The sequence below is a fragment of the Roseomonas fluvialis genome, assembly GCF_022846615.1.
GTDB lineage: Bacteria > Pseudomonadota > Alphaproteobacteria > Acetobacterales > Acetobacteraceae > Neoroseomonas > Neoroseomonas fluvialis.
The window spans coordinates 3648410-3667114 of the sequence record NZ_AP025637.1 but is presented as its reverse complement, the minus strand read 5'-3'; the positions used below and the strand labels follow the sequence as shown (position 1 = coordinate 3667114).

4 protein-coding genes are annotated in these 18705 nt (G+C 70.2%); all 4 read right to left on the bottom strand.

All coding sequences use genetic code 11. From position 1 onward, the window contains the following. From MWM08_RS17650 to MWM08_RS17635, 4 genes are read right to left on the bottom strand one after another with little or no spacing between them, the layout of a single operon-like run. Window positions 1-2049 carry a hypothetical protein gene (locus MWM08_RS17650; RefSeq protein ID WP_244407813.1) on the bottom strand — a complete coding sequence of 683 codons (2049 nt, stop codon included), beginning with the start codon at window positions 2047-2049 and terminating at the stop codon, window positions 1-3. A gap of 56 nt (window positions 2050-2105) precedes the next feature. Then, window positions 2106-2522, bottom strand: a complete 417-nt coding sequence (locus tag MWM08_RS17645; RefSeq protein WP_244407812.1) for a hypothetical protein — start codon at window positions 2520-2522, stop codon at window positions 2106-2108. Further along, the gene (locus tag MWM08_RS17640; RefSeq protein ID WP_244407811.1) at window positions 2519-4342 is read right to left on the bottom strand and encodes a TolC family protein; all 1824 of its coding nucleotides are present in this window, start codon (window positions 4340-4342) and stop codon (window positions 2519-2521) included. Before MWM08_RS17640 ends, MWM08_RS17645 begins: the two co-directional genes overlap by 4 nt. Before the next feature lie 35 nt (window positions 4343-4377). Further along, window positions 4378-18675 carry a beta strand repeat-containing protein gene (locus MWM08_RS17635; protein WP_244407810.1) on the bottom strand — a complete coding sequence of 4766 codons (14298 nt, stop codon included), beginning with the start codon at window positions 18673-18675 and terminating at the stop codon, window positions 4378-4380. Window positions 18676-18705: the final 30 nt, after the last annotated feature.

The window sequence follows — 18705 nt, the reverse complement described above, 5'->3', positions numbered from 1 at the left end:
CTATACAGCCAGACGCCGTTGCAGGACCTGCCGCGCGCGCCGCCAGACCTGGTCGGCCAGCGGTGCCGGCGGGAGGTCGAGCCAGGCCTCCACCCGCGCGCCATGGCGCAGCGCGGCGGCGCCGGCAGGGTCCGGGGCGATGCGCAGTTCGAAGACGCGTTCGGCGGGCACTTCGTTGCCCCGGGTGTCGCGCCGCGTCGCCACCTGACCACCGGCGCTGAGGGACAAGGCCGGGGAGGGCAGGCTGTCACGCGCCTCCATTGCGGGGCCGGCCGGGCGGCCCTGGAGTGTGGCCGCAGTGCCGCCGCGCAGCCGCAGCGGGATGGCCGGATCTGGCCGCGCGGCCAGCACGCCGAGCGCTGCGGGCCCGTCCCATTGGTCGAGCACGACATGGATCACCGCCGGCCCATCGGCCAACACGGCGCCGAGCGGGCGGGAGTCGTCGCGGCGCACCCAGGCCCCGCCGAAGCTTTCGGCGCGCAGCGGTTCCCAATGCGCACCGGCGGGGGCCATCACGTCCCAGGAGGCGCGCTCGGCTTCCAGCGCGGCGACCTGGCGGGCGACGGCGCGTTCGCGTTCGGCGGCGGCGTCCACGCGTTCCGCCCCGGCGGCGCGGGCGCGGCGCGCGGCGACAGCGAGCGCGCCGGCCTCGGCGCGCACCTGCGTCAGCAGGCGCTCCGTCTCCGGGTTCTCGAGGCGTAGCACAGGCGCGCCCGTGGTGTCGCCGGCCGGCGCGACCGCGGCGATCCGCCCATCCGCTGGCGCGAAGACCAGGGCGAGGCCCTGGCGCACCACCACGCCTTCGGCCACCACATGCTGTGGCAGCGGCACGACGAAGACCGCCGCGACGATGCCCGTGACAACCGCCGCGAAGATCGCCGCGCGCGCCGGCGCCCGGCCATAGGCGGCGGGGATCGCGCGCCCGAGGCGCAGCAGCGGCAGGCCGAGGAACAGCAGCGCGACAACCCCCGCGACACCGCCGGCGAGCAGCCAGTGCATCCCGCCCGCCAGCCAGAAGATCCCGAGATAGACCGTCCAGCGATACAGCCAGGACGCCAAGGCATAGAGGGCGAGCGGTGCCTCGCTGGCCTGCGGCCGGGGCGCGAGGCCGAACGGCCCGAAGACCAGCCGCGCCAGCGCCGCCTGGGCACGTGCCAGCAGGTTCGGGATCCCCGCCAGGTCCGACACCACGTAGTAGCCATCGAGCTTGACCAGCGGGTTCAGGTTGAACAGCAGCGAGGCCACGCTGCAGATCAGCACGAGGTCGAACAGCCGGTCGCGCAGCGCACCCGGGCCGAGCTGCGCCCAGGCCAGCGCCGCGAGCGCCGCGATCAGCAGGTCGGTGGCGACCCCCGCCAGCCCCACCACGGCCCGCCGCCAGGGGCTGCGCAGCATCCACGCCGCCGAGGCATCCACATACGGCGCCGGCAGCAGGAACATGAAGGACACGCCCCAGGCGATCGGCCCGGTCCGCAACCCTTCCGCCCGCGCCATGCGTTGCAGCGCCACGGCGTGGCCGCCCTCGTGCAGCAGCTTGGCGGCGGCGAAGATCAGATAGCCGACAAGGACATCGTGCAGCCGCAGGTCGCCGTAGCGCGCGAATTGCTCCGCGAGGTCGGGGCCGCGCCCGGCCCAGGACAGCGCCGCCGCGCCGACCAGCACGGCGAGGATCGCCGCACCGAGGCCGGTGAACAGCCAGCCGAGCAGAGGGGCGAGAAATGGCAAGGCACGGCCGATATCGCCGATCCGCACGCGCGTGAACGCGACCGCGGCGAGCATGCCGATCGCGCCGCGCCGCTTGGGCGGCGGCGGGCGCGCGCCCGGGAGCAACAGCAGCCCGGCCGTCACCATGCCGGCGATGCCTTCGGCCATCGCCTCGGGCGTTGTCTTGTCATCCGGCGGCATGGCGGCGAGCGCGGCGCGGACCGGCGTGCGGCCATCGAGCGCGGCGGCGAGCATGTACAGCCGCGGCGAGGCGCGGAAATAGCGCCCGGTCGCCGGATTGCGGAAGACCCAGAGCGCGTCCCGGCCGCTGTCGATGCGCCGCACGGCGACACCCGGGGCGAGCCGAGGCGTCGCCTCCAGGATCAGCGCGGCGGCGCTGCTCAGAACAGGAAGTCCACGCGGCGGCCGGCGCCTTCGCAGCGGCCGCTGCCGCCGCCATCGACGCCGCGCGCGGGGTTCAGCAGGCGGAAGCGGCAGGCCATCGTGGAGCCGTTGCCGCTGACCTCACCGGCCAGGTCGGTGCCGCCGCCGACCAGTGGTTCGCCGGTCGCGGCCAGCGGCACCACGATCGGCTGCGTCTGCAGGGTCAGCAGCCCGTTCATCACCGTGCCGTCGGCGGTGACCAGTTCCATGCGCGTGCCGTCGCGTTCGCGCACGAAGCCGGCCGGGACGATGCGCGGGCTGTCGGTGATCGACCGCGTCTCGGCGCCGGAGAGACGGGTCGTGTCGTTCTCGAAGGAGCAGCCCGCGAGGACGGGCAGCAGGGCGAGGACGGGCAGAAGCAGGGTGCGGATCATCGGGCGGGTCCGGGCGTTATGGTGGTGGTGGTGGGGCGGCTTACTGCCGAGGGGTCGCGCCGGAAGACGAAGCTCGGCCCGCGGGCCGCGTCGTCCACGCGCTGCATGGCCATCTGCTGCATGGCGGTGAAGGTGCCCTGCACGCGCTGCAGGGCGAGGAAGGAGAGGGTGAATGTGACCTGCGCGACGGTCAGCGCCTCCTCCGCATCGGTCAGGCGGTCCTGGGCGGAGAGCAGACGTTCCAGAGCGTTCGCCGCACCCTCGCCGCGGCCACCGGCAACGCCCTGGCGCCAGCGCTCGTCCTCGATGCCGTAGTCCCGCGCGGTGGCGCGCAGCACCGCGGCGCGGGCGGCGAGTTCGCGATAGGCCACGTTGTATTCGTTCAGCGTGATCTCGGCCTCGGCGATGATGGTCGCGAGGGTGGCGCGGCCCTGGCTTTCGACCTGGCGCGTTTCCAGCCGCCGGCGGTCGGCCTGGGCGCGCAGCGCATCCGAACCGAGCGGGATCTCGAGCCGCAGGCCGAACAGCCCGCCGGGGTTGTTGGTGTTGCGCCGGGTGTCGCGCCAGGCTTCGCCACCTTCCCAGGTGTTGGGCGCGGCCCCGCCGTAATTGCCTTCGAGGATCACATCGAGCCGGGGCAGCGCCTCGATCTGGCCCTGGCCTTCGCGCAGCACGGCGGCGCGGTGCTGCAGGAACAGCTGCTGCACCTCCGGCCGGAAGGCGACGGCGCGCTCCAGCACGGTCTGCAGCGGCAGCGGTTCATGCGCGATCAGCGGCAGGTCGACCGGGATGAGCTCGCCGGCACCGGCCTGTTCGAAGCGCGGGTCGTTGACCAGGCCACGCACGCGGGCCTCTGCATTGCGGATGGAGGCGCGCGCGCGCAGCAGTTCGGCCTCGCGGATCAGCAGGGCGGATTGCGCGCGGCTGATCAGCAGCGGATCGGCATCGAGCTGCGAGCGCCCTTCGAGCTGCCCGACCAGGCCGCGCACATTGGTCGCGGCGCGCTCCTTCTGCAGGTTCGCTGCGCGCGCCAGGTGCAGCGTCCAGTAGGCGCGCGCGACGTCGAGCAGGTGGCTTTCGGTCTGCCGCCGGAATTCCGCCTGCGCCACGGTGGCATCCAGGCGCGCGACCTCGTGCAGGGACCGCGTATAGGCGGCGCCGGAATCACGCAGCAGCGGCTGCACGACGGAGATGAAGGTGCGCGCACGGGTCTGCTGGCCTGGCTGGTAGTCGGTGGAATTCGAGGAGATGTTCCAGAAGCGCTGGCCGATCGTGTATTCGCCGCCGGTGATGGTACGCTGGCGGATGCCGAATTCGACCGCCTGTTCGCGCTGCACCAGACGCGCATTGCCGCGCGTATTGGCGGGGCTGCGCGTCGGGTCGTTGATTTCCTCGGCGCGGCCCTCGCCGTAGATGCGGGGCGTGTAGCGGCCCTCGACCTCGCGCGGCAGCGTCTCGCGGATCGCCGGCAGGTCGCCGAAGACGCGGATCTGCGCCGAGTTGATGAGCGCGCTGTCGTAGACGAAGGCGAGGCTCATGCGGATCGGCGTGCCCGGTTCGCCGATCGCCTGGGTGGATTGCGCGGCCCACCAGCGGTTGGTCTCGCGCACCGCGCGCAGTTCGGCGGCGGTCGGCAGCGGCTGCGGCGCCGGGCGGCGGCCGATGCGCCCGACCTCCTGCGTGATCTGCTCGCGGAAGCGCTGCGTGATCGAATCCACGTTGACGATGGCGTTGTTGAACCGGTCGTTGATCCAGCCCTGCGCGGAGGCGGGCGCGGCGGCCAGGACCAGGGCGGCCGTGCAGGCGATGCGTCGGAGCATGAAATCTTCCCGGAGTTTCGGCTGGCGGGGCATGGCTAGCGGGCGGCCACGCCAGAGGATGCGGTAGCGGCGGCGAAGTCGAGCGCGAAGCGGTTCCAGGCAAGGCTGGTAGGCGCGGAGAGGCCCGCGAGATCCCTGGTCACCTGGGCGGCAATCGGTGCGGTGGCCGCGAGCCCGGGGCTGCTGGGTGAGTCGATGAAGATGCCGCCGGGCTGGAGCGTGCCGGCATAGGTGGTCCGCACGCCATCCATGGCCGGGCGCGTGTCGAAGGCGGCCGGCGCCTCGGTGGCGGAGACGCTGTAGGGCGCGGTGTTCGGCGTCGGCGCCAGCACCGTGCGCGGCGCCGCGGGCAAGGCCGCGGATCCGGCGACGCTGCTGTCGCGTCCCGCCAGCCGTTCCATGTCCTCGCTGGCGGCAACACCCGCCGTGCCGGGCGCGCCGGTCGGGATCGGGCTTGCCACCCAATGCCCGCCGACATCGGCGGTGAGGCCGATGATGGTGATCGGCGCACCGGTGGCATCCTGCAGCGCGAGGGCCACGGCCGCGCCGGGCTGCGCGGTGCCGGCCAGGACGATGGGCGCGTTGATGGCATTGCGGCTGATGCGGCGGAAGGCGTCCTCGTAGTCGGCGAATAGCGCACCGCCTTCCGGCGGCACGCCCGAGGCGATCGCCACCGAGGAACTGTCCTGCCCGGACAGCGGCCGGGTGAAGCCGGGTGGCACGTCGCCGGGCGCGGAGGTGCTGCCGAATTCCGCGGTGTTGATCGCGACACCGTCGGGGATCGGCACGCCGACCGCGCGCACCTGGAAGGTCACGGTCAACACCTGGCCGGGCATCAGCACCGGCACGGTGACGCGCACGGTGGTGTCGCCGCCGCCATTGCCGATCACCACCGTGCCGAAGTTGGTGGTGACGCTGCCGGCGATCAGCGAGAGCGAGGCTTCCGACAGCGGGTCGAACAGCACCACCTCATAGGCCGGCGCCGTGGAATTGCCCGCATGCGAGAGGGTGAGCGTGTAGTTCACCGTCTCGCCCAGCGCGACATTGGCTGGGCCGGACTGCTTGTCGAAGACCAGCACGGCGGCGACGGCCTCGGCGCCGGTGGTATCGGTCGCGGTCAGCGTGCCGCCAGCGGCGTTGGGGTCGGTCGGCGCGGTGACGGTTGCCTCGGCGGCGTTGACCAGCACCGTCCCGGCGGCGGGCGTGGCGTTGGCGCGCGCGATGATCTCGACCACCACCTGGTCGCCCGCGACATTGTCGCCGGTGTTCACCACGATACCGAAGTCGAGCGTGACCACCCCGCCGTTGATGGTGATGGTCGGCGCGCCGGCGGCGATGCCCGCACCGAGCGAGACGACGCGCACCTGTTCCGGCACCAGGCCGTCGGGCAGCGTGTCGGTGATCACCAGGCGCTGCGTGCCCTCGGAGATCGTCGCGGTCAGGCGGTAGGTGACGGTCTCGCCGGCGGCGAGGTCGGGTAGCGTCGGGTCGAAATAGGAACTGCCGGTCTCGGGCAGGGAGGTCGCGACGATCTCCTTGGTCAGGTCCAGGTCGAAGACGCCGCGCACCGAGGCTTCCGCGGTGTCGGTCAGGTCGCGCCCGAAGTCGGGCGCGGTCGCGTAGTCGAGCGTCGCGAGGTTCGGCACGACCTGGCCGGGTTCGATCGCATCCGAGAATGCGGCGCGGTAGGTGATGATGACTGGCGCGGCATCGGGCAGCAGCACCGGGATCTCGATGCGGATGGTGTTGCCGACCAGCGTCGCGGTGCCGACGCTCGTGGTCACGCTGCCGGGCACGACGACCAGGAAGGGCGACAGCGGGTCCTCGATGAGAAGGTTGTAGGCCGGCGCATCCGTGCCGGCCGCGGGCGAGAGCGTCAGCGTATAGGTGAAGACGTCGCCGGCATCGCCCGCCACCTGGTCGACTGCCTTGTCGAGCAGATAGCGTGGCACGACGATGTCGGCCACGGCGCTGTCGTTCGCGACGACGGTGCCGCCCGGCGCGGTCGGGTCGGTCGGCGCGGCGATGGTCGCCTCGCCGGCATTCTCGACCTGGCGGCCATTGGTGTTGATCGGCAGGTCGAGCACGCGGGCGGTGATGCGTACCACCACCTGGTCGGCGCCGTCGGTGACGTTGTCGCCCGTGTTGACCAGCGTGCCAAAGTCGAAGGTGACGGCGCGGCCGTTGATGACGGCGGTCGGCGCCAGCGTGCCGCCGGCACCCGCGCTGATGCCCGCCCCGGTCGAGACGACCACCGCCTCGCCGTCGAGCGGGATCAGCCCCTCCGGGATCAGGTCGGAGATCACCAGCCGCTGCGTGCCTTCCGACAGCGTGACCACGAACTCATAGGTGACCGTCTCGCCGATCGCGAGGTCAGGGGCCAGTGGATCGAAGCGATCGCTGTCGGTCTCGGGCAGGGAGGTCGCGACGATGGTCTTGACCAGGTCGAGGTCGAAGACCGCGGTGACATCCTGTGCCGAGGCCTGGCCGCTATCGGGCCGCCCGCCCGTCCCGGGATTGCTGTCCCACCCGAGCGACGCGGTATTGCCGACCACCTGACCGGGTTCGATCGTATCCGCGAAGCGCACGCGATAGGTCAGCGTGACCGCCGCATCCGTAGTCAGCAGGCGCGGGATCTCGAGCCGGATGCCGTTGCCGACGATGCTGGCCGTGCCGACGCTGCTGGTGACGTCGATCGGCACGAATCGCGCATCGAGCAGGTCCGTCACCAGCAGGTCGTAGGCCGCCGCGGTGGACTCGGCCGCATGGGCGATGGTGACGGTATAGGTGAAGACATCGCCGGCATCGCCGGTCAGCACGTCCACCGCCTTTGTGATCGTGAGCTCGGGTTCGACCAGCTCGGCCGGGGCGGTGACGTCGAGCGTGCCGTCGCGCCCGTCGATGGTGAAATCCGCCTGTGCGGCATTGACCAGCGACGCGCCGGCGCTGATGCCGGCGAGGTCGATGACGCGCGCATCCACCTCGATGACGATGGTGTCCTCGGCACCGACCGCGGCGCCGGAGCCGTTGACGACCGTGCCGAAGGTCACGGTAATCTCCTGGCCGGCCACCAGCACCGTCGGCGTGCCGGCAGCAAGCCCGCTGCCGACCGACACGACGCGCGCGGCGAGCGGCAGCAGCGCATCCGGCAGTAGGTCGGACAGCACCAGGTTCTCGGTGGTGCCCTGCGGCAGGGTGATGGTCAGGCGATAGGTCAGCGTCTCGCCGATCGCGAGGTCGGGCACGGTCGCGTCGAACTGGTCGCTGCCGGTATCGGGGTTGGAGGTCGCGACGATCTCCTTGATCAGCGAGGGCACGCCCGGCGTGGTGGTGCCGTCTGTCACTTCGTCCGGCCGGCCGCCCGGGCCGCCGGCGCTGTCGAAATCCGCGACCACGGTATTGGCGAGCGTTACGCCGCCGGGTGCGGTGGCCGAGACGCGGGCGGTGAAGGTGACTGTCAGCACGTCGCCCAGCGCCAGCACCGGCACGTCGATGCGGATGGTCGTGTCGCCCGCGCCATTGCCGAGCGTCACCGTTCCCGCGCTGGTCACGACCGAACCGGCGACGAGGTCGAGGTAAGGATCGCTTAACAGGTCCGCCAGCACGATGTCGTAGGCCGCAGCGGTGGAGCCTTGCGCGTGGGAGAGGGTGACGGTGTAGCTGATCGTCTCGCCAGGTGCGGCGAAGCCCGGCGGCACGGTCTTGTCGATCAGCAACTCGGGCTCGACCACCTCGGCCGTGGTGGTGTCGGTGGCCTGTTCCGTGCCGCCTGGCGCCTGGGGATTGTCGGGCGAGGTGACGGTGACGCTGCCGGCATTGGTCAGCGTGGTGCCGGCGACATTGCCGGCGACATCGCGCACGCGGGCGATGATCTCCACTGCCAGGATGCCATCGCCGGCGATGTTGTTGCCGGTGTTCACCACCGTGCCGAAGTCGAAGGTGACAGACTGGCCGGCGATGACGGCGGTGGTGCCGGCGAGGCCCGGCGGCAGGCCCGCACCCACCGTGACGACGCGGGCCGAGAGCACCTCCAGCCCATCCGGCAGCGTGTCGGTGATGAGGAGCGTCTGCGTGCCTTCGGACAGCGTCGCGGTCAGGCGGTAGGTCACGGTCTCGCCGACCGCCAGGTCGGTCAGCGTCGGATCGAACTGGTCGGTACCGCTTTCGGCCAGCGATGTCGCGACGATCTGCTTGTCGAGCGCGACCGGCATGGCGACGGTCAGCGCCGCATCGTCGCTGCCCGTGAAGGGGCGGGCCTCGCCGCCGGCGCCGGCTTCGGGCGCGGACAGTGCGGTGTAGCTCGCGGTGTTGACGATGACCTGGCCGGGCTGCACGGCATCGGTCAGCCGTGCGCGGTAGGTGATCGTGATGCTGGCCTCGTCGACGCCCGGCGTGCCGGCATCGTCGGCGGCGGCCAGCGCGAGGCCGCCGACATCGATGCGCAGCGCGGTGTCGCCCGTCGTGTTGCCACTGGTGATGGTGCCGCGTGTGGTGGTCACGCTGCCGGCGACGATCGCCATGCCGGCCGGGATCGGGTCGGTCAGCACCAGGTCATAGAGCGGTCCGGTGGCGCCCTGCTGCTGGGTGACGATGACGGTGAAAGTCACCTCGTCGGCCGCGTCGCCGCTGGCGAGCGTCGAGGTCTTGGTGATGACGACGTCGGGCGCCACCACTTCGGCGGAGGTCGCGGCGCTGTCGGTCAGCGTGCCGCCGGGGGCGGTCGGATCGGTGGGCGCAGTGACGGTCGCGGTCGCGGCATTGGTCAGCACCGTGCCGGCGGTATTGCCCGCGACGTCGAGAACACGCGCGACGACCTCGATCGTCACCGTGCCGTCGCCGGCGATGTTGTTGCCGGTGTTCACCACCGTGCCGAAGTCGAAGACGATGCCCTGGCCTACGCCGGTGTTCACGACCGACAGCAGTGCGGGCGGGAGCCCCGCGCCGACCGCGGTGACCGCGGCCGATACCAGGCCAAGCCCGGCCGGCAGTGTATCGGCGATCACCAGGGTCTGGGTGCCCTCCGACAGCGTCGCGGTGAGGCGGTAGGTAACGGTCTCGCCCACCGCCAGGTCGGTCAGGGACGGATCGAAGGCGCCGGTGCCGGTCTCGGGCAGGGAGGTCGCGACGATCTGCTTCGTCAGGTCCAGTGCGAAGACGCCGGTGACGTCGGGGGCGGAGGTCTGGCCTTCGCCAGGCCGCCCGCCCGGGCCCGGATTGCTGTCGTAGTCGAGCGTCGCGGTATTGCCGACCACCTGCCCGGGTTCGATGGTGTCGCGGAAGGCGACCACGTAGGTCACGACGATCGGCGCGTCGGTGGTCAGGAAGCTCGGCAGAGTGAGGCGGATCGTGTTGCCGATGATGACCGCCGTGCCGGCCGTGGACGTCACGGATTGCGGGGCGAAGACGGCGTCGAGCACGTCCTCGATCACCACGTCGTAGGCGCCGGCGCTGGACGCGGCGGTGTGGTCGACGGTGACGGTGTAGGTGAAGATGTCGCCGGCATCGCCGGTCAATTGGTCGACCGACTTCACGATGGTCAGCTCGGGGGCCACGACCTCGACGGTCTGTGGCGGCGCGGTGGTGGTGCCGGTGCCGGTGTCGGACGCCGCGGTGGCGTTGTTGGTCAGCGTCGTGCCGGCGATGTTGCCGGCGACGTCGCGCACGCGCGCGACCACCTCCATCACGATGGTGTCGCCGGCATTGGCGGCATTGTCGCCGCGATTGGTCACCGCGGTGCCGAAGTCGAAGGTGACGGTGCCGCCGATGATGGTGCCCGCGGCACCCACGCCCAGCAGGTTGCCGCTGATCGAACTGCCGACCGACACCACCGTGGCGCTCAGCGCCTCCAGCCCTGCGGGCATCTGGTCGGAGACCGAGAGGCGCTGCGTGCCTTCGCCCAGCGTCACCACCAGGCGGTAGGTGATGGTTTCGCCGATCGCCACGTCCTGCAGCGTCGGGTCGAATTCGCCCGTGCCGGTATCGGGGTTCGACGTCGCGACGATCTGCTTGTCGAGCGCGACCTCGAAATCCGCCGTCACGGAGGCGGTGTCGGTCTGCTCGGCATAGACGCGCTGGCCGGGGGTTGCGCCCGGCGCGCTGTCGTAGGTGAAGCCGACGGTGTTGGTCACCACCTCCCCGTCGCGCAGCGTGTCGGCGAGGCGCGCCTGGTAGGTCAGCGTCAGGCTGGCGGGGTCGGTCAGCAGGTATTCGGCGATGCTGATGCGCAGCACGGTGTCGCCCGGCGTCGCGCCGCTTTCGATGACATAGCGGTCGGCGGCCAGGTTCAGCGTCGCGCTGCCCGGCACCAGGATGACACCCGGCGGCAGGGTGTCCTCGATCAGCACGTCGAAGGCGGGTGCACTGGCGCTGCCCAGGCGCGGGATGCTGACGCTGTAGGTCACCAGGTCGCCGGCATTGCCGCTGGCGATGTCGGCGGTCTTGACCGGCGGGCCGAGGGCGGGTTCGACCGTCTCGGTATCTGCGGTCGCGGTCAGCACGGGCGCGGTGCCGGCGCCGTCGTAGTCGAGCGTCGCGGTATTGGTCAGCCGGTCGCCGGCGGCGTTCTCCGGCCGGTCGATGACGCGGCCGACTACCTGAAAGACGATTGTGTCGCCGCCGCCATTGTCCCCGGCATTCACGATGGTGCCGAGGTCCCACAGCACCTGGTCGAGCACGCCATTGCCGTCGCTGTCGCTGACCACGCCCTGCGCGCCGACCACAAGGCCGGGCCCGCCGGTCATGCCCGCACCGATCGACAGGATCTGGCTGCTCACCCAGGCGATGGTGCCGGGACCGGAGACGCCCGACGGCAGCGAATCGACCAGCCGCACCGGCATGGTGCCTTCGGGCAGGGTGACGGTGATGGTGTAGGTCACCGTCTCGCCGATCGCGAGGTCGGGGATGCCGACGGTGAACTGGTCGTCGCCGGTCTGTGGCAGGCTGGTGGCGGTGACCACCTTCGTGATGGTCGGCCGGGCGATCGTGATGTCGCTGCTGTCGGTGACCTGGCCGGGCAGGCCGCCGGGGCCGCCGGCGGTGTCGTAGTCGGCTTCGGCGGTGTTGGTCACGGTGGCGTCGGGCGCGACGGTGACGGCGACGCGTGCCTGGAAGGTGATGACGGCGGTCTCGCCCGCCAGCAGCACCGGCACCGAGACCGAGAAGCCGGTATCGCCGGCGCCATTGCCCAGCGTGACGCTGCCGCGCGAGGTCGTCACCGTTCCCGCGACAAACACCAGGCCGGCGGGCAGCGGGTCTGACACCACCATGTCGTAGGCCGGCGAGGTCGCGCTGGCCGCGTTGGTGACGGTCAGCGTGTAGGTGATGAGGTCGCCGGCATCGACCGCCGTGCCGGTCGGGACGTCGTTGACCTTCACGATCGAGACCGAGGGAGCCACGATCTCGACAGGCACGGTGTCGGTATCCGTCTGCGTGCCGCCCGGCGCGGTCGGGTTGGTCGGCGAGGTCACGGTGACCTGCGCGGAATTGGTCAGCACCGTGCCGGCGGCGATCGGCGTGCTGTCCTGCACGCGTGCCAGTACCTCGATCGTCACCGTGCCGTCGGCCGCGATGTTGTTGCCAGTGTTCACCACCGTGCCGAAGTCGAACAGTATGCCCTGGCCGGTGCCACTGTTGCCGACCGACAGCAGCGACGGCGGCAGCCCGGCGCCGACCGCCGTGACCGAGGCCGAGACCAGCACCAACCCGGTCGGCAGCGTATCGCGGATGACCAGCGTCTGCGTGCCTTCCGACAGCGTGGCGACCAGCCGGTAGGTGACCGTCTCGCCCTGCGCCAGATCGGCGCCCTGCGTCTCGGGCAGCGATGTCGCGATGATGGATTTGTCGATGGTCACCGGCATGGTGACCGTCACGCTGGCATCGTCCTGGCCGGTATAGGTCTCGGTGGTCGGCCCGCCGCCAGGTGCCGAACTGCCGCTGAAGGCGACGGTGTTGGTCACCACCTGGCCCGGCTGCACGGCGTCCACGAGGCGCGCGCTGTAGGTCAGCACGATCCGCGTCTCGTCGACGCCCGGCGTCTGTGCATTGTCGGTCGGCAGCAGGGCGGCGCCGGCCAATGAGACACGCACGGTGGTGCCGCCCACTTCGCTCACCGTGCCGCGCGTCGCAGTCGCGCTGCCGGCGACCAGGACATAGCCGGCCGGCAGGATGTCTTCGGCCGCGAGGTCATAGAGCGGGCCGCTAGCGCCGCCGGCCTGCGCGATCACCACGGTGAAGGTCACCAGGTCACCGGCATCGCCGCTGGGGACCGAGGCGGTCTTGGTGATGGTGACGTTGGGTTCAACCACGTCGATGGGCGCGGTGTCGGTGACCGTGCCGCTCTCGGTCGTGAAGGTCGCGGCATTGGTCAGTACGTCGCCGGCGCTCGCACCCGGCAGCACGCGTGCCACCACGCGCATGACGATGACATCGCCGTCATCGGCCGTGTTGTTGCCGGCATCGACCACGCTGTCGCCGAAGTCGAAGGTGATGGCGCCGCCCACGACGACCGGCACCGCACCGACGCCGATCGCGGTGCCGGTGATGTTGGCACCGATGGACACCACGCTGCCGGAGATGAACTGCAGCCCGCTCGGCAGCGCATCCTGCACCAAGACGCTCTGCGTGCCTTCGCCGAGGCGTATGCGGATCTCGTAGGTGACTTCCTCGCCGATCGCGAGGTCCGGATTCGCCGGGTTGAAGAAGCTGGAATCGGTCTCGGGCAGGGAGGTGGCGACGACGACCTTGTCGATGGTGGCGGGCAGCACGACGCGCACCGATGCTGTGTCGGTCGCGCTGTCGGTGCGCGCTTCGACGAAGCCGGCGGGCGCGCTTTGCCAGTCGAGATCGGCAGTGTTGGTCAGCACGTCGCCGTGCCGCACCGAATCCGCCAGCCGGGCCTGATAGGTGACGGTCAGCACGTCGTCGGGCAGCAACAGCCTCTCGCGCAGCTGGCTGACGGCGACGATCACGCTGCTGTCGCCCGCCGTGTTGCCGGACAGGATCGACACCGTGCCCGGCCCGCCGCCGGCAATGTTCACCGTGACGCTGCCGACCACCAGGTTGAGCCCGGGTGCCAGCAGGTCGGTCAGCAGCAGCGCGAAGGCATCGGAGGAGGAGCGTGGATCGTCATGCGTGACCGTGACCGTGTAGGTCACCACGTCGCCGGCATCGCCGGTGGCGACCGAGGCCGCCTTGTCCACCAGCAATTCGGGGCCGACGATCTCGACCGTCTCGTTCTGCGTCACCAGCGCCGTGCTGCCGTCGGCGCGGGTGTATTGCGCCTGTGCGACATTGATCAGCCGGTCACCGACCTGGTTCGACGGAAGGTCGGCGACGCGCAGTACCACCTCGACGACGATCAGGTCGCGGTCGCTCTCGACATTGTCGGCGATATTCGTGATCAGCCCGAAATCCCAGGTGATGGTGTTCACGATGCCATCGCCGTCTGGGTCGAAGACCACGCCGGCATCGCCAACGCTGGGCGCGCCGGCACCAAGCTGGAGATTGCCGCCGATCGAGATGACCCGGCTGCTCACGTAGCGCATGTCGCCGGCGATCGCCGGCGAACCATCCTGGCGCGGCGGCAGGTCGGTCAGCACGATGTTGGTCGTGACCTCGGGCATGCGCAGCGTGACGAGGTACGTCACGGTCTCGCCGATCGCGACATCCTGGATCGTCGGCTGCTGCTGGTCGAACTGGGTCGTCGGGATGTCGGTGTCGATCACACGCTTCGACATGACGGGGCGATCGACGGTGAAGGTCGTGCTGTCCCGCACGGGCAAGTATTCGCGCTGGAACTCGGTGGGCACATCGCCAGGATGGCTGTCGTATACCACCTCGGCGACATTCGTCAGGACCTCGTCGGGGCGCACGGTGTTCGCGACGACGGTGTTGTAGCCGAAGATGACGGGAGCGTCCTCGAACAGCAGCACCGGCACGGTGACGGTGATGACGCGTGTCGTCGCGTCATAGGCAATGGTGCTGCCGATCGGTGGAACGCCCACGAAGGCCAGGGTCGCGGCGTCGATATTGATGCCGACCGGCACGTTGTCGGTGATCACCACGTCATAGGCCGGCCCCGCATTCGGGTCCTGGATGGCGATGCCGACCACGTAGGAGACGACATCGCCGCCATCACCGGACGAATCGCTCGATAGCTTGTCGATGACGATGGTGGGTTCGACGATGTCGACCCGGGCCGAGGCCGATTGGGTTACGGTGATCCCGTCGGCCTCGTAGGTGACCGTCGCCTGGTTGATCGGCGCATTGCCGGCAAAATTCGCGGCGGCGTCGCGGACGCGGGCCGTGACGAAGAACTCGATCTGGTCGTCGGCATCCGAATCGTCATCAGGCGTGTTTGTGAGGGTGCCGAGCGAGAAGGTGACGGTGTCGAGGACACCGTCGTTGTCGCGGTCGGATACCACCGGCGTGACGACCAGCGGCAGGCCGGTGATGTTCGCCCCCACGCGCGTGATGCCGGCGTTCAGGTACTGGAACACCCCGTTCGCCCCGGCCGGGCCGCCCAGGACGGGCAGCAGGTCGGTGAAGGTGACGGTGTTGGTGACGGCCTCGGGCAGCGTGAGGGTGATGCGGTAGGTGACGATCTCGCCGATCGCGAGGTCGACGCGCGACGTGTCGTAGCGGTTGCTGCCGGTCTCGGGCAGGCTGGTATCCGCGGCGATCACCGTCTTGACCAGGCCTGGCCCCGGGACGCGCACCGACTCCGTGGCACTCAGCTCGTACTGCCGCTCGACCCCCTCCGGGTTCACGCCGGGATAGCTGTCGGCATTGTAGACCACGACGTTGGGCAGCGAGGTGCCCGCTTCGACGGTGGGTTCGACCCGGGCCCGATAGGTGAAGGTGATGCTCTCGTTCGGCAGGATCACCGAGGCGTTCACGCGCACCGTGCCGCCGACTTCCGTGACGGTGGCACCGCCGGCCGGCCCGGTGACGAGCGTCGCGCTGCCCGCCACGAGGGTCAGCGAGCCGAACAGCAGCGGGTCGACGAAAACCAGGTCGAAGGCCGGTCCCGCCGCGGTCGATGCGGTCGGGGCAAGCGTCACGGTATAGGTGACGATGTCGCCGCCCTCCACCGTCTCGCGGTCGGCGTTCTTGGTCAGGGTGAAGGCCGGCTCGACGATCTCGGCCGTCGCCGTGTCGGTCAGCTCGACCACGCCGCTGCTGATGATGAACTGCAGGGCGCCGGTATTCACCAGGTCGGTGCCCGCGGAGTTCTGCGGCACGTCGGCCGCGATCGCGGTCACGCGGATGACGATGCGGTCACCGTCGTTCACGACGTTGTCCGGCATGTTGACGATGTCGTCGGCGAACACCAGCCGGATGGTGTTGCCGTTCACGTCGATGGCCGGTGCCGTAAGCGCGACGCCGGGCGTGCCGTCGGGATTGCGCACGAACAGGCTGGACCCGATCGAGACGACCGAGGCGCTGACGAAGTCCAGCCGGCCGGGCGAGGTCGGTAGCCGGTCCTCGAAGGCCAGGCCCACGATCCGACCTTCCCGCAGCGTGCCGACCAGTTCGAAGGTCACGGTCTCGCCGATGTTGAGGTCGGGGAAGGCCGGGTTGCCAGCATTCTGCCCGGTCTCGGGCAGGGAGGTCGTGACGATCGTCTTCTCGAAGGTCGGATCGCCCACCTGTACGGTGGCGATGTCGAAGGTCTGTTCCTGCGTGGTCGGCACGCGGTCGATGCCGCCCTCGATGGCCGCGTAGTTCTCGATCTCCGCGAGGTTCGTCAGCTGGCTGCGCGGCTGCGGCGTCTCGGTGAGCTCGAGGTCGTAGGTGATGACGACGATGTTGGTGCCGCTGGTCGGCGAGAAGGGCGATAGCGCGCCCGTCGCACCGCCGGCGGGGTCGATCAGCTGAATGCCGCCGGTAAAGACGTCGCCGATGATGGCGTAGGCCAGCGCATTGCCGGCGCCATCCGTGACCTGGAGATTCAAGCCCGAGGTCGGGATGCGATAGCCCTGCGGCAGGTTGTCCGAGATGACGATGTCGTAGGCGCCGTTGCGGCCGCTGCCGATGTTCTCGACGACGATGGCGAAGGACACCCGGTCGCCGGCATCGACGTTGCCGAGGTTGCTGTCCACCGGCGTGAGAGCCAGGTCCGTGCTGTCGATCACGCCGCTGAAGCGTACGCCCGGGCTGCCCGGCGCGGTGAAGGGGACCGGCCCGACCGTGCCGGGCGTGAGGATGCCCTGCGGGCTGTCGGTGGCGATCACGCCCTTGGTGATGCGCAGTTCCGGCTCGGTCAGCGTGACCTGGATGATCGCCTCGCTGCTGCTGGTGGTGCCGGTCGTGCTGGTTTCGACCGCCAGCACCTGGTTGGTCAGCAGAAGGCCGTCGCCGAAGGGCTGGTCGGCGACGCGGATGGTGAACAGGATGTCGGCCGTCGTGCTGGTCGGCACCACGGGTTCGAGGTTGCGGAAGACGAAGGTCAGGCTGTTCGCCGCGGAATTGACCAGGACCTCGGGGATCTCGGTCAGTTCCTGGCTGAACCCGACGGCGAGCGGACCCCATTTCGCGACATCCTCGCCCGGCGCCGCAGGGGAGACTTCATCCAGCAGCGACAGCGTGAATGTGTCGACGTCGAAGACCGGCAGCGGCAGGTAGTCGGTCAGCCGCAATTCCTGCGTCAGGGTCTGCGGCATGGAATAGGTGAGGCGGAAGGTGATGAGGTCGCCGGCGGCGATCTGCACCGGGCCGGGACCGACCAGCTGCCCGTTCAGCGCGTAGATCGTCTTGCTGGTGCTGCCGGTGGCGATCTGCGCCGAACTGCTCGTGCCGTCGTTGGGCGCGCCGCCGGTGGGGACGCCGAGGTCGTTGACGATCTCCCCGGTGACCGAGGCCTGGTTCGACAGCGAGTCGCCCTGGCCGACCGCGATCGGGTCGCCATTGGCTTTCGGCACCAGGAAGTAGCGCTCGACCTCGGCCCGGTAGGTGATCTGCAGCGTCGTGGGGCCAAGGCCGCCGTCGCCGCCCTGCAGCACGCCGTCCAGCGCGCCATTTGCCACCAACTGGTCCGAGACGTCGAAGGTGAAGGCCGTGCGGCCGGTGCCGCTGTCGCGCACCGCGGTGAAGTTCGGCACGGCGAACAGGCCGGAGCCGAGCGTGGACCCGGCCTCGAGCACCGCGATCCGCGCCGTGTTGGCGACATAGACCTGGCCGTCGGACATCACGTCGGACAGGACCAGGTTGCGGAAGTTGAAGTAGTCGGAAATCTGGACGTTGATCGTGTATTCGATCGTGTCGCCGGGGCCGAGGCCCGCGGCGTTGGCATCGATGACCACCGTCTGCGATTTCTGCGTGGCGATGCTCTTGGCGGTGAACACCTCCTCCGGCCCGTCGGGGTCCACGATGATCGTGCGCGGATCGTCGCGCGGGTCGATCGGGTCCCAGTCCACCTCGGCGCTGACGTTGTTCTCCAGCGTGCGCGGCGCGCCGGTGATCGGGTCGAGCACCGGGGTGTTGGCGGCGCCGGGCACCAGCGTCTCGGCCACGTAGAAGTTGATGGTCAGCGTGGCTTCCGGCCCCGCGACGCCGGTCACCGAACCGTTGAGCGATGCCGAGACGGTGTGGGTGATGGGGTCGTAGGCCGCCGAGCCAGGCGCGCCGGTGATCGTCGGTGTGCCGATGACCACGATGCCGTCGGGCAGCGTGTCCAGCAGGCTCGCGCCGGTGACCACCTGGCCTGTCGCGATGTCGAGGTCGATCGTGTAGCTGCGCGGGTAACTGGGACCGGTCGCGGTCTCGCCTTCCGGACCGTTGAAGGTCTTGTCGATCGTCAGCAGCGTGGGCGTGAGTTGCACCGTGACCGGCTGGCCCAGCACCGGGGGATCGGCGGTCGGGTTGTTGAGCGCGTCGCGACCATAGGCAAAGCCGCCGACCGCCGAGATGGGTAGCGGCGTATCGAGGTCCGCCAGGTTCGAGACATTGAGCGTGACCTGGATGGCGGCGGCGGGCTGGTCCGGCACGAAGGACCCGTAGGGCAGCGCGAAGACCACGAGCTGGTCGCCGGCGGCCGCACCGTAGTCCGCGGCATTGACGACGCGCAGGTTGCCGGAGCCGTCGCGGGCGAAGGGATGGACCGCCTGGCCGGCGGCATCGAATTCGAGGACCGTGGCGCTCAGCGAGACGCCGAGATAGCTGGCCGATGCGAAGCTGACGCCGTCATTGACCGGGTTGTTGCCGACGCCGGCGCCATCCGCGCCGTTCTGCGGCAGGATCAGGTCGACATACGGCGCATAGCCGACATCGCCACCCGCACTGCCATCGGGTTGGTTGTCGAAGGTGACGGTGATTTGCGCCTGTTCACCGATCAATGGCTGAAGGTCGCCGTCAATCGCAACCAC

Excerpts from the sequence above, each read along its gene's own strand:
- MWM08_RS17645 (WP_244407812.1), bottom strand. The coding sequence starts at position 2,522 with ATGATCCGCACCCTGCTTCTGCCCGTCCTCGCCCTGCTGCCCGTCCTC.
- MWM08_RS17640 (WP_244407811.1), bottom strand. The coding sequence starts at position 4,342 with ATGCTCCGACGCATCGCCTGCACGGCCGCCCTGGTCCTGGCCGCCGCG.